Genomic DNA, 12,909 nt, shown 5'->3' with positions numbered 1-12,909 from the left:
GCCATCCGGGGCTTTTTCGTGTTTATACCCTGATATCCCAAAGTGAAGGATTCGGCAAATAGCGTAAGTAACCATTCGATATTGTCAACGGCGAATTAAAATTGTTGTGGTACAACTGTCCCGTTCCTAGTCCTTGTGGGATGTTGATCGCGTAGGTTGAAGTGAATTGGGCGACGGCATTCAATCCGATATTGCTTTCCAGGGCGGATGTCATCCACCAACCAATGCCTAATTCCTCCGCCAACTGAATCCACTCTTGACTAGCCCGAATCCCTCCGTGTAGCGTTGGCTTCAAGATGATGTATTGGGGCTTTATTATTTCGAGTAGTCTCAGTTTTTCCTCCCTTCCAGTCAGTCCGATCAATTCCTCATCCAACGCAATTGGGAGAATTCCACTTCGACAAAGCCTTGCCATTTCATCAAGCTGACCCGGCCTAATTGGTTGCTCTATACTATGAATGTCCCACTCCGCCAGTTTTCTCAATTTTTCACCAGCTTCTTCAGGAGAAAATGCACCGTTTGCGTCTACGCGCAATACAATCTTGTCTGCACCGAACCGACTACGAATACGGGCGATCAAATCAAGTTCTTCAGAAAAGCCGATAGCTCCGATTTTCATCTTGATGCAGGAATACCCTTCGGAAAGCTTCTTTTCAATTTGCTCCATCATCATCTCCTTCTTTCCCATCCAAATTAGCCCGTTGATAGGAATCGCCATTTTTCCATGAAAAAATCCCGTGTCAAAAATTTTCCTTTCGCCTCCCTGGGCCAAGTCCAACAGCGCAGTTTCAAAGGCAAAACGTATGCTTGGAAGATTCTCCGGGACTTGGCGACTGCACCAGTCCAGAACTGATTTTGGATCGCAGGGAATAGAGCTGCCTGAAAGTTTCTCCACATAATTCTCCATGATCGACCCAAAATCCGGCAGATCATCCACACTCAATTTCGGCAGCGGCCCCGCTTCTCCCCAGCCAACGACAGACGGATTGTCTTTTTCAAAGGCCCTCAAAAGATAACTCGTTTTTTCATTCATAACCCCTCTTGAGGTGCCAGCCTCAAACCTGAACCTCAGCACATAGGGTTGGAAGGAAAATTGGATATTGTGGAGATATTCTGACATGGAGGTTATATTTGCCGCCTGATAATTGAATATATGCACTCGTTGGCAAAATCCATAGCCGAGATCAGGCTCTCTGATTACGAATATATCCTCCCCGAGGAGAGAATTGCAAAGTTTCCCTTGGAAATGAGAGACCATTCCAAACTCCTACAACTCAGAGATGGAAAAATCAGTCACTATCAATTTTATCACCTGCCCGACTTGGTACCCGCCGATTGCATGATGGTTTTCAACAATACCAAGGTGATTCCGGCTAGGTTAATCTTCCAAAGGGAAAGCGGGGCCAAAATAGAGATTTTTCTGCTGAAGCCACTCGAACCAAGTGGCTTGATCAATGAAGTCATGCTCCAGACAAATCGGGTTGTGTGGGAATGCATGATCGGCAACCTGAAAAAATGGAAAATCAATGAAAAGCTACGCGGTGAAATCCTCATCAATGGTCAGCCCTGCACCGTGTTTGCCATTCTCGAAGATCGAGATTGCAAAGCTGTCGCTTTTGAATGGAATCATGAAAAAATCCCCTTTGTCAGCATCGTAGAGGCAGCTGGCGAAGTTCCCCTTCCACCCTATCTCAACCGAAAACCCACCGAGATGGACAAGCCGCGCTATCAAACGGTCTATTCCGAAAAGGAAGGGGCGGTGGCAGCACCTACCGCTGGGTTGCATTTCACGCAGGATGTACTGGAAAACCTTAAAAGGAAAGGAGTCAAGGAGGAATTTCTGACCCTCCATGTAAGTGCGGGGACCTTCGCTCCGGTCAAAGAAAATCAGGTCGCCAACCATGCCATGCACAGCGAGCAGATGGTTATAAATAAAGAAACTGTTGAAGCATTGGCTCGACACTCAGAGAAAATCATCGCCGTAGGGACCACTTCTATGCGGACTTTGGAGAGTCTTTATTGGTTTGGCGTGATGTTGGGATCAGATGCAAATGTGCAATTTTCGATTCCAAAATTGTACCCATACCAAAGTCATGAAGAGCTTCCGAATCGACAACAAAGTTTTGAAGCAATCCTAAAAATGATGGAAAGAAGAGGTCTATATGAAATAACAGGCCACACGGAAATCATGATCATGCCCGGCTATGAATTCAAAGTTTGTGACGGCCTCATTACAAATTTCCACCAGCCCTCCTCAACGCTGATACTATTGGTCGCTGCATTTACAAGAGGAAAGTGGAGAGAATTGTACCAAACTGCGCTAGACAACGATTATAGGTTTCTGAGTTACGGGGACAGTAGCATACTTTGGTATTGATTCAGCTACATAAAGACCCTCTGAATTACTCCGTACCGTTGGTTCCAAGCTTTCTGATCCCTTGCAGCAGTTCTTGAAAGTAAGACCTCCCAACCGGGACTGTATCGGTACCCACCAGAATCTCTCTTGGGTTTATACTAATTATTTCGTCGAGCCTTACAATATAGCTTTTGTGAATCCTAAAAAATTCCTTGTCGGGCAAGATTGACTCAAATTCCTTTAAAATATTTCTCAATGAATACACGTGTTGGCGTGTCACCATGGTAGTATAGTTGCCATCGCCCTTGAGCCACAGGATATCTGACCATTTGATTTTGATCAGGTTTCCCTTGTGCCTGATGAAAAGCCCGTTCGAAATCAAAAGCGGTTTAGTTTGCTCGATGGCATCAATTCCATGATGACCGTTTCGATTCTTTTTCACTTCAATCAACAATTCTTTCATCTCCCCAAAAGTTTGAATTCAGGTTGGGAACAGTTTGTCCAAAAAAATGTTTCGGGATACGCGAAAATCAATGAATGGAATCGTTGACTTTCTTCGAGTTCTTACGGATGATTTGATCCAATTCGTCGGCAAGAATCCGGATATATGACAAATACTTTCGATTCTCGTTGTCCAATTGTTCCTTATCTAAAAGCTCCAACAGACCTAAGATCGAAGACAAAGGAGATCTGAGTTCCAAAAATTGTTGATAGGTAACTTCCCGTAGGTTGTAGTAGTCTTTTGACAATTTCAGGACCAAATCACCGTCCTGGCGTACATCCCTGTTGGCATACACGAATCCAATCAATTTGCCCATGTTGTCGCGTACTGGGAAAATTCGGTGTTGGAAAAGCTTGTTATTTGGGTTGCCAATGGTTCCTATTTCCTTTTCAAAGCAAATCTCGTGGCCGCTGATGATCGATTCCAATTGCCCGAGAATTTTTTGCTCAATTCCGGGGAGGAGATTTTGCAGGAATTTATCACCTACTTGGATCTTTTTGTCTAAGAAATTGCCAACTTGTTCTGCAGCTTTCGGATTAAATCGCAGTACACGTAAATCATGGCTCAACAAAATCATCGCTTCCTCTGAGCCATTTAAAACCGCGTCAAAGGAATAACCCAATCTGGAAAGCTCATTCTCCAACAATTGCACCTCGGAGGTGTCTTTGAAGAAAACGTCCAAATGCTCCAAACGTGGGTCGATGTGTATCTGGTACCACCGCCCCAATTCTGGAATGAAATCCTCGAAAATCCTTTCCCGCTTGTCTTCTTTTACCTTTTTGAATTCCAAGGCATACTCATATATCTTACTGTTGGGAAATACCTGCCAAACCTTTTGATTCAGAAGTCCGTGCCGATTTCCTCCAAAAAAGGCCTCCGCAGCGTCGTTAAGGTGGATAATCTCCCAATTTTGATCGAGTTGAAAATGGATATCCTTCTCTGGGCGAATATTCTCGGTTGTTGCCAAAATATTCGAATCAGACTCCTTCCGAACTGTACCAATTCCCATAATCCCCAAAAAATCGCCATCGTTATTTTTCAAAAGTGAAAATTCCCATTGTACGTTGCCGCGTGGATAATACTGGACTGCTGAAAAAATCTCATAAGGACTCCCCATTACTTCCAACATAATATCCTCAAAATAAGATTTTTGTGAATCCTGAGTCAAACTATAAAAGGAAGTGAATAAGGAAAACTTTGGAAGAGAAAAGAAAGACTTAAACAACTCACCACCATGCAATATCTGTCCATCAGCATCCAATACACACACCAATAGATTTTTCGAATCGTAAAGATACGACGGCATGTATATCTCGATTTCTTTGGACCTCAACATGGTTTTTGACGAATGAAGGAGCGAAACTTGCCTTCAGTTAAGGGGATTTTGGGGTGATCAGGGTTGAAATATACTGAATAATCAAATTTCAAAATCACCCAAATAATAAATCTTAACCAATCTAAGTGTAATGATTTGATCAAAAAATGCAAAAAATGGCAACAAAATACATTTTACAGTACAAAAAACACAATTCGATGAATCTATTTTTTTTAAACCCTGGAAATAATTTCCTCAAAAATAAAGCTATCGGACTTACACTCTCGATGCTATCACTTCAAGTTCCGATATATCCTTGTCGAAATTCTCATAGGAAATATCCTTCGTCAATGTGATCAACACATGGGCAAACTCCTGCCTGCCTACCTCAACAACAAAAGGATAATCGCTTGATTCATTATCTCTTACACGCTTATCGTCAAAAATTCTGTTTAGGGCAATTCTTGACCGGGATTGCAGCAACAAACCATCTGGTTTCCTTGAATTTGCAACGACGCAAAAATTCCCAAACAAAGAATGAATAATCATAGCCGTAAATTTTTTAATCCTGTGCCTATATGTCTTTTTTTTCGCCAATTTCTTGGACCAAGCTGGCCCGATTGCTGTAGCCCAATTGGCGCTGATAAATCTAGACATAAGCGTGAAGTCAAAAAATACCCTAAACAGGGTATTTTTTCTCCAATTGACAACCTGGAGTTCCATTTCAGTGTAGGGATACATGAAATTGATAATATCAATTTAAAAATCAGACATTTACATAATACCATTTAAATGAACAATCAAACCCCAGCGCTGACTTAACAGCAGAACAAATTGAATCCACTCAAAAAAGTAAAGCCTTGATACTTCCAGATTCACTCTGATTTCCAACCAATTAAAAATCCAATGCTGAAACGCCCGCGAATAGGAGCGTTTTATTAATATCGTACTTTGTGAATGTGGCAAATTATCGTTTATATTTGCATCGCTTTCCAAAAATGCGTCCGTTTGTGACAGACAGTTTAAATATTGGAAAGGGGAAGCGAAAGCTGAAAAAGAGAGTTGGGTGAGTGGCTGAAACCAACAGTTTGCTAAACTGTCGTACGGGTTAAACTGTACCGGGGGTTCGAATCCCCCACTCTCTGCGATTTGACGGGTGTGAAAAATCCGGTTTCTCCAGCAAGTTTGGGGATAAATTCAGATATCAGTTCGGGGTGTAGCGTAGCCCGGTATCGCGCCACATTTGGGATGTGGAGGTCGTAGGTTCGAATCCTGCCACCCCGACACTAAGTTAGAAAGGTCGTAGGTTCTCCCGATAGCTATCGGGATGCCACCCCGACCATTTAATTCTTGCGCACGTGGCGAAATTGGTAGACGCACTGTCTTCAGGCGGCAGCGCCCTTGGCGTGGAAGTTCGAATCTTCTCGTGCGCACTCAAGAGGTCTTAAGGCCTCTTTTTTTATTGCTCAGTGCGCAAAACAAACCTGAGACCCTCTACTTGTTTTTTTGCTTTTTGCCAAGTTTCCTCATAATTATCTTCCAAAAATTCTCCCGTCGCTCAAGCACAGGCACGTTGTCCCCGAGCAAATACCCGTATGGGGCCAAGCCCGGAATTCTATCCAGGGTGATTTTCAATACACCAACCATAGGAATAAAAAGTATCATCCCTGAGACGCCCCACAACGCGCCACCAGCCAAGATTGCCAGTACAACTGCAAGTGCATTGACTTTGACTTTGGTCCCCACTACAAATGGAGTAATGATATTGTTTTCCACGCCCTGCATGACCCAAAGCATAAAAAGCGTAAACAATGGATAAAACACACTATCCGTAGTCAACAGCACATAAAACACGACCAAAAATGAGCTGATCAATACGCCCACATAAGGAATCAAATTCATGACCGCGATAAATACCGCAAACAACAAATAGAACTTGACACCGATTGAATAAAAAAGTAGACCAGCCATGCAGGACACAATGAATGTTACAAAGATCATCCCTACGATGTAGGATTTGATAACCTCACCCGAATCATTGACCCAATACTGAACCGACTCAAAACGCGCCCCAGATATCCGTTTCAAAAACTCAATAAAAAAGTCTTTGTAGTACAAAAGCAGAAAAATATAGAGTGGAATAATTCCGATTAGTACCAGCGACTTCCCCGTCTCAAGAAGCCCGCTGTTGATCCTTTCGAAAGTCAAAAACTGCTTTCCATTTGCCGTTTCGGAAGAAATACCAAATATCTCAGAAAAATCGGCCAAATATCGACTAATCTTTTCTTGAAATGCCACCTTCAAGTTGGGGACTTCCAAAATCAGCTGCAATACCTGATTGATCAAAAGGTAAAAAATCAGGCCCACCAAAGCCGCCATAACCACAATCGTCACCCATATGGCAACGGCCCTTGGTATGCGCTTACTTTCCAGCCAATTCGTGATTGGATACAACAAAAACGAAAAGAAAGTCCCCCACAAAAGCGGTACAAAAATGAAATCACCGACATAGAGGATAAAAGCACCAAAAACTATCGTGACCAGCGTAAAGGCTATTTTTTGGATCTTCGGTAGGCTGTAAGGCATATTGTAGGCAATTCTATACACAAGGTATCAATCACGCTTCAAATAAAAAACAGGCTGCCCGATTGAAGCACTTCTCCATATTTTTTGTTGTCGAAATAGTAAAAAAACGGAGATCTGTGGGCCGTGCCTTTCTTCACTTCTTTCGACTTGATCACGATTCCCGACTTGAGTATTTTCTTTTGGAAATTCCTTGGATCAATCTTTCTACCCAAGATCGCCTCGTACATGCGCATCATTTCCGGCATGGTAAATTTAAGAGGCAACAAATTAAGTCCAACGGGTTGATGGGCAATTTCCTTTCGCAAATAATCCAGTGCGGTTTTCAATATCTCAGAGTGATCAAAAAGCAACTCGGGCAGCTCGTCCAGGCCCCTCCACTCGCAGGAATCCGACATCTCATCGGGTGTCGGGAAAACCTGCGCATAATTCACCAAAGCGTAATAGCCAACTGAAATCGCCCGGTCATACCACATGTGCTTCGGCACAACGGATGCGAGCTTCTCGGATACAGACTCCTTATCATACCTATTACTATCACCAAAAGTATAGAACTGTCGCAAGAAAATATCAACCAATCCTGTCCTTTGGGTCAAAATTCGAGTGGCGGCATCATTCAAGGATTCGCTCTGCCTGACGACTCCACCCGGCAAACTCCAAAAACTGGTGCCCTTCCACTTGACCAAAAGGACTTTGAGTTGACCGGCATGAAAGCCGAAAATCACACAATCCAAGGTCAATTGGGGAACAACTTCCGAATTTTGAATAGCCAGTAACTCGGGATTGGAAACGATCATTTGCGATAAAATTTTCAATATGTAAATTTTACATATTGATGTTGAAAATGCTTACCTTTGAACAAAATAGTTTCCAAAAAAGATTCCACGCTGCTATTCTTCTCTCATGTTACCTCTTTTGAGGGAATTGGTATCGGATAAGTGGCTTGAAATTTGAATACGTTGACAATTGAAAAGTCACGAAAAAAATCAAGGATTCGTTCGGAATACAGAAAATCAATAGTTTATTTGTTAGCCATCAATTAACTCAATCATCCGACTTAGAAATTAAAAAATACTCCAAGAATTTATTACCCTTGAACTTAAACCGTCGAAATCCCCGCATGAATCATGTGGGGATTTCTTTTTTCGACCAAGGAAAATAAATACCATTCAACAAGATTAGGACACTGCAAATGGTCCTTTGAATATCTTTGCGTAAACACGAATTACATTCCAAGACCTTATGAAAAAGCGAAATTTCCTTTTCTTGGCATTGTTGGTCCTTTTTGGTTCTGTGGCAAAGGGCCAAAATTTAGACGGATTCAGCGCAAAAAACCGACCAGCACAGGTTGCCTTTGAAAAATCATTCCAATCATCTGTCGACTTTAGCAGATTCAAGACGCATTTGTTCGCGATTACCTCCGAACCCCATGTCGCCGGCACGCCTGCCAACGAAAAGGTACGGGACTACATGGCTGAAGCAATGAAAGCCGCAGGTTGGGAAGTGAATATATACCCATATGACCTCTACCTTTCAAAGGGGCCAGGGGAATCGCTCGTCGAATTAGTAACACCGATTCGGCAACCTTTGAACCAGCAGGAGAATATTTTGCCCGAGGACCCTTATTCTGCCAATCCAAACCTATGGAAAGGCTGGAATGCATATTCGGGAAGTGGTGACGTGACGGCGGAGGTAGTCTATGCCAACTATGGCACCAAGGCAGACTTTGAAAAACTCGTAGAAATGGGCGTGGATATCAAGGGGAAGATAGTGCTTGCAAGATATGGAGGTAACTTCCGCGGATATAAGGCAAAATTTGCCGAGCAATACGGTGCGGCGGGATTGATCATCTTTACAGACCCAGCCGACGCGGGATACATGAGGGGATTGGTTTTTCCGGAAGGAACGGGATTCAGTGAAAGTTCTATCCAACGGGGATCTTTATTGACCGTGGACTGGACCGGCGATCCACTTACGCCCTTCGAACCTGCATTGCCAATGGATGGGAAAACCAAAATCAAAAGACTGAAGCCCGAGGAAGTCGGATTGCATACCATTCCCGTGACTCCGATTTCCTATGGATCTGCGAAGGAAATCATTGGCAAAATGAAAGGGAAGCCTGTTCCGGCTGGATGGCAGGGCGGTCTTCCGTTCACCTATCGGTTGGAGGGAGGCAGCGAACTCACCGTACGCCTCAAAGTCAACCAGGAAAAAGGCATCACCCGTGCCTACAATGTGGTCGGTACACTCAAGGGCGCCACGAATCCAGACGAATGGGTAATTCTTGGCTGTCATTACGACGCTTGGAATTTTGGCTCCACAGATCCAAACTCAGGGACCGCAATGCTTCTTAGCATGAGTGAGACCTTAGGAAAACTTGCAAAAGAAGGAAAACGACCGGCCCGGTCGATTATGATCGCCCATTGGGATGCTGAGGAACATGGCGTCATCGGCTCGACGGAATGGGTGGAGCAACTGCGCGACGAACTCAGTGCCAAGGCTGTTGCCTATATCAACTTGGATGCGGCTGTTTCGGGGAGGAATTTTGGATTTGCTGCGGCTCCAACATTGAAGAAAATCATCATGGAATCAGCCAAAACCGTCGCTTTTCCGGATTCATCCAAGACCGTTTACGAAGTCTGGGCTGGAAAACAGGAGGAACCTGTAATCGGGAGCCTTGGCGGCGGATCCGACCATATCGCGTTCTACATGCATGTGGGCGTGCCGTCCATGAGTGGCGGTGCCGGCGGTCCCTCGCTCTACCACACCAACTATGATGACCTATATTTTTATGAAAAATTCGCTGACCCGAGCTTCAAGATGGGTGGCACCGTCGAACAGGTTGTAGGTATTGCAGCGATTCGATTGGCAAATGCTGATATCATTCCTTATGAAGCAGGCCGCTATGCCAAAGACCTCAAGGAACACTTCGCTCAGGCAGAAAAGAATGTAAAATCATACGAAAGCGGGTTCAAAGGCTTTGAAAAATCAACCCAAGCGCTCGAAGCATTAAAAGCAAGTGCCGAAACCTTGGATCAGAAATTGGCGGCAGCACTAGCAAGTGACCAAATAGAAAGCAAAAAGTCGAAGGAAATCAACAAGGCTATGCTGAGTCTGGAAAAAAGCTTCATCGATCCCAAAGGCATGTATTTTGGAAATTGGTACCGTTCGCTCTACGTGTCCACGGACCCATTTAGCGGTTATGCCTCTTGGATTTTGCCGGGTATCAAATACGAAACAGAGTCAAAATCCACAGCAAGACTCGCAGAATGGGACGAGCGCTACAGCAAGGCGATTATCGATCTCAAGTCCAAAATCGACAATGTATTGAAGATGCTTTGATCCTGAGTGTACCAGAAAATAAAAAAGGCTTCCGATTCGATTCCGGAAGCCTTTTTTCGTTTCAAGGAGCCAATCTTATCCGATTGTATTCCAAACCCTGCGCCCATCAGGCATTACTTTTTCCCTTGTACAATTCAAACTTCATCAACCTGCAGTCGATGGTGCCGTTGTAGAATTCAATTTTTCGCGAAGCGCGAAGTCCCACTCGTTTTCCCAAACTTGGGTTTCCCGTGAAAATATAGCCCGTGTATCCGGCGCAGCGCTGTTTCATAAAATCCCCCATTCTCTTGTAGGTGTCTGCCAAATCTCCCTCCTCTCCTAGCCGTTCGCCATATTCTGGGTTGAAAATCACGACTCCATCTGCATTTTCGGGAAACTCCGTCTCCTCAAAATCACAAACCTGAAAGTCAATCAAATCTTCCACTCCTGCTAGCATGGCATTTTCCCGAGCAAACAAAATCGCTTGGGTACTGATGTCAGAAGCGATGATCTTTAGGTTTGGCTTTTTGGTCACTTTGTCCTCCATCTTTCTTCGCTGCCTTTCGAGGAATTCCTCCTCATAGCCAAGAATATGTTGAAACGCAAAGTATTCCCTCAGACTACCCGGAAACCTATTTGTTGCCATCATGGCCGCCTCGATCGCTAAGGTTCCGGAGCCACACATCGGATTTACGAAAGGGCTGTACATATCCCATTCGGTCGCCATGATAACGGATGAGGCAAGGGCCTCAAGCATAGGCGCCTTTCCAGGTATCTTGCGGTATCCGTGTTTGGCAAGTGTCTCGCCGGAAGTATTGAAATACAGACTTGCCCGGGTATCCTTCCAAAACATTTGGAAAACAGCTCCTCTCAATTCCGAACCGGAATCCGGACGGACACCCGTCCTTTCACGAAATCGATCCGCAATAGCGTCCTTGATGCGGACGTTGACAAAAAGCGGGTTGTTGACACTGGGATGATCCACCGAAGAAATCACAGAGAAATAGGTATCCTCCGTGATATACTCTTCCCAGGGAATGGCCTTGATCCTTCGATAAATATCATCAGCATGGTGTAGGTAAAAGGAGCGAATTTCAAACAAAACATGGCTTGCCGTCCTGAGGTGTAGATTGAGCACAATGCAATCCAACAAGGTGCCTTCCAACTCCACGTGCGTATTTCCGGTCAACAAGGGCTTGTAACCCAATTCTAACAATTCTCTTTCTAAAAAGGGTGCAAACTTATCCTTGCAGGTGACGACCACCTTACCCTTGGTCCTAAAATCCATCATGGGTCAAAGGTAGTGATTTGAATGGGAACAGAAGATGGAACTTGTCAGAGGAATCATTAGGAATTGAACATACAGATCCTAGGGGTCAGGTATCTTTGTCACATTGGCAAAAATGACAAACAATTATCTTTGCAAAAAAATTGAAAAGATGGAAAAAGAAAACTTTACCGAACAGGAGTTGATTGTGAGGGATTATTTGGCTCGTCAGAGAACCTACTTGGCTAATGACCGGACCCTGCTTTCCTTTATTCGGACTTCACTTTATTTTTTGGTAAGTGGCACCGCATTGATGGAAGTGAATGCGTTGGAACACATCCGCGAACTAGGCTATTTGGCTTTTGCACTGAGTTTGGCGACACTGATAATTGGCGTTTATAGCTTCTTCAGAGTAAAAAAGAAGCTCAAAAAACACTATTATCAAGAAATGTGATCGAGGGAAATTGGCTGGGGTGAAAAATCACCCCTTTTTTATTTGAGCACTTAAATCACAATCCTCTCGAATATTTGGAGAACTTGGGTTAAATTGAAATCAGGATATTTGTAAAAAACCAATCCTATACCCTTTGAAACTTGCCGCCGTCGACATAGGTTCCAATGCCATCCGCCTCCAAATCACCCACGTGACGCACTACGAAGGCAATACCAACTTCAAGAAACTGGAATACCTGCGTTTTCCATTACGGCTGGGATTGGATGTGTTTCATGAGCAGAAGATTTCCGACAAAAACAAACGGAAGTTTGTCAAATTGATGAAGGCATTCAAGCTGCTCATTGACCTTTATGAAGTAGACGACTATATGGCTTGCGCGACTTCGGCCATGCGGGAATCCATCAATGGAAAAGAAATCGTCGAAGAAGTGCGTGAGGATATTGGACTAAAAATAAACATCATCGACGGCAACCACGAGGCCGAGTTGATCAACCTTGCCCTTGGCAATTACATCGATGACAAATCCTACCTGCACATCGACGTGGGCGGAGGAAGTACCGAATTGAACATCTATATCAATCGGGAAAAAATCGCCACCAAATCATTCAAAATCGGTTCGGTACGTGCCTTGGAAGATACCATTCCCCTTACAGTTTGGAAAAGCATGAGCAAGTTCATAGGCGACCATGTTACCAAAAAAGACCAAATCATCTCCATAGGTACCGGCGGCAACATCAGCAAGATTTTTGAACTTTCGAATCCAAGTAAGAACAAGCGGTTTCTCACCATCGAAAAAATCAAGGAAGTCCAATCCTACCTTGAATCGTTTTCCATCGACGAGCGGGTGAATAAGTTAAATCTAAATCCAGATCGCGCGGATGTAATCATTCCCGCATCCAAAATCTACCTGGCCGCGATGGAAGCCGCATCCTCCAAGAAAATGATCGTACCCGATGTCGGACTGAAGGATGGAATCATGCATGTACTTTATCGAAAAAACCGAAACAAAAAACCACGGACCGGCACGGAATAAGCCTTTTCACCCCAACAACTGAAACTCATTGGCATTCTGGGCTACGATTTCCCACCCTCATCCCAGCCATCTCAAAAA

Annotated in this window: 11 protein-coding genes and 3 tRNA genes; 7 read left to right on the top strand and 7 right to left on the bottom strand. The window is 44.1% G+C overall.

Annotated elements, in window-relative coordinates; all coding sequences use genetic code 11:
• Positions 1 to 22: 22 nt before the first annotated feature.
• On the bottom strand, positions 23 to 1,120 hold the full coding sequence (locus L0U89_RS11320; protein ID WP_234861628.1) for an o-succinylbenzoate synthase: 1,098 nt from the start codon (positions 1,118 to 1,120) through the stop codon (positions 23 to 25).
• 33 nt (positions 1,121 to 1,153) lie between these two features.
• Here L0U89_RS11320 and L0U89_RS11315 point away from each other — a divergent pair, with 33 nt between their 5' ends.
• Positions 1,154 to 2,377, top strand: coding sequence for an S-adenosylmethionine:tRNA ribosyltransferase-isomerase (locus tag L0U89_RS11315; protein WP_234861627.1), 1,224 nt, complete (start codon positions 1,154 to 1,156; stop codon positions 2,375 to 2,377).
• Between the two features lie 25 nt (positions 2,378 to 2,402).
• Here L0U89_RS11315 and L0U89_RS11310 read toward each other — a convergent pair whose 3' ends face one another.
• The 3 genes from L0U89_RS11310 to L0U89_RS11300 all read right to left on the bottom strand — a co-directional run bounded on the left by L0U89_RS11310 (position 2,403) and on the right by L0U89_RS11300 (position 4,722).
• Positions 2,403 to 2,819 carry a LytR/AlgR family response regulator transcription factor gene (locus L0U89_RS11310; protein ID WP_234861626.1) on the bottom strand — a complete coding sequence of 139 codons (417 nt, stop codon included), beginning with the start codon at positions 2,817 to 2,819 and terminating at the stop codon, positions 2,403 to 2,405.
• A 67-nt stretch (positions 2,820 to 2,886) separates the two neighbouring features.
• A complete protein-coding gene (locus tag L0U89_RS11305) occupies positions 2,887 to 4,194 on the bottom strand; it encodes a PAS domain-containing protein (protein ID WP_234861625.1) in 1,308 nt (435 codons plus the stop codon).
• 255 nt (positions 4,195 to 4,449) lie between these two features.
• The gene (locus L0U89_RS11300; protein ID WP_234861624.1) at positions 4,450 to 4,722 is read right to left on the bottom strand and encodes a hypothetical protein; all 273 of its coding nucleotides are present in this window, start codon (positions 4,720 to 4,722) and stop codon (positions 4,450 to 4,452) included.
• Between the two features lie 507 nt (positions 4,723 to 5,229).
• On the opposite strand from L0U89_RS11300, the gene L0U89_RS11295 reads away from it, so the two are divergent.
• The 3 genes from L0U89_RS11295 to L0U89_RS11285 all read left to right on the top strand — a co-directional run bounded on the left by L0U89_RS11295 (position 5,230) and on the right by L0U89_RS11285 (position 5,606).
• Positions 5,230 to 5,318: transfer RNA gene (locus L0U89_RS11295), tRNA-Ser, on the top strand.
• 65 nt (positions 5,319 to 5,383) lie between these two features.
• Positions 5,384 to 5,457: transfer RNA gene (locus L0U89_RS11290), tRNA-Pro, on the top strand.
• A gap of 68 nt (positions 5,458 to 5,525) precedes the next feature.
• Positions 5,526 to 5,606, top strand: a tRNA-Leu gene (locus L0U89_RS11285).
• Positions 5,607 to 5,667: 61 nt separating this feature from the next.
• Here L0U89_RS11285 and L0U89_RS11280 read toward each other — a convergent pair.
• Together L0U89_RS11280 and L0U89_RS11275 are read right to left on the bottom strand one after the other, a co-directional pair.
• Positions 5,668 to 6,759, bottom strand: a complete 1,092-nt coding sequence (locus tag L0U89_RS11280; RefSeq protein ID WP_234861623.1) for an AI-2E family transporter — start codon at positions 6,757 to 6,759, stop codon at positions 5,668 to 5,670.
• Positions 6,760 to 6,797: 38 nt separating this feature from the next.
• The gene (locus L0U89_RS11275; RefSeq protein ID WP_369413248.1) at positions 6,798 to 7,571 is read right to left on the bottom strand and encodes an NUDIX hydrolase; all 774 of its coding nucleotides are present in this window, start codon (positions 7,569 to 7,571) and stop codon (positions 6,798 to 6,800) included.
• 427 nt (positions 7,572 to 7,998) lie between these two features.
• On the opposite strand from L0U89_RS11275, the gene L0U89_RS11270 reads away from it, so the two are divergent.
• The gene (locus L0U89_RS11270) at positions 7,999 to 10,098 is read left to right on the top strand and encodes a M28 family peptidase (RefSeq protein WP_234861622.1); all 2,100 of its coding nucleotides are present in this window, start codon (positions 7,999 to 8,001) and stop codon (positions 10,096 to 10,098) included.
• Between the two features lie 106 nt (positions 10,099 to 10,204).
• Here the strand turns inward: L0U89_RS11270 and L0U89_RS11265 are convergent, their stop codons facing one another.
• A complete protein-coding gene (locus tag L0U89_RS11265; RefSeq protein WP_234861621.1) occupies positions 10,205 to 11,368 on the bottom strand; it encodes a THUMP domain-containing class I SAM-dependent RNA methyltransferase in 1,164 nt (387 codons plus the stop codon).
• Positions 11,369 to 11,516: 148 nt separating this feature from the next.
• Between L0U89_RS11265 and L0U89_RS11260 the strand changes: the two genes are divergently transcribed.
• On the top strand, positions 11,517 to 11,798 hold the full coding sequence (locus L0U89_RS11260; RefSeq protein WP_008623216.1) for a DUF202 domain-containing protein: 282 nt from the start codon (positions 11,517 to 11,519) through the stop codon (positions 11,796 to 11,798).
• A gap of 133 nt (positions 11,799 to 11,931) precedes the next feature.
• Positions 11,932 to 12,831, top strand: a complete 900-nt coding sequence (locus L0U89_RS11255) for a Ppx/GppA phosphatase family protein (protein WP_234861620.1) — start codon at positions 11,932 to 11,934, stop codon at positions 12,829 to 12,831.
• Positions 12,832 to 12,909: the final 78 nt, after the last annotated feature.

This window comes from Mariniradius sediminis, assembly GCF_021491425.1.
Taxonomy (GTDB): Bacteria; Bacteroidota; Bacteroidia; order Cytophagales; family Cyclobacteriaceae; genus Mariniradius; species Mariniradius saccharolyticus.
Note: the sequence above shows the minus strand (reverse complement) of the source record. Positions and strands in the feature narration are given on the sequence as shown.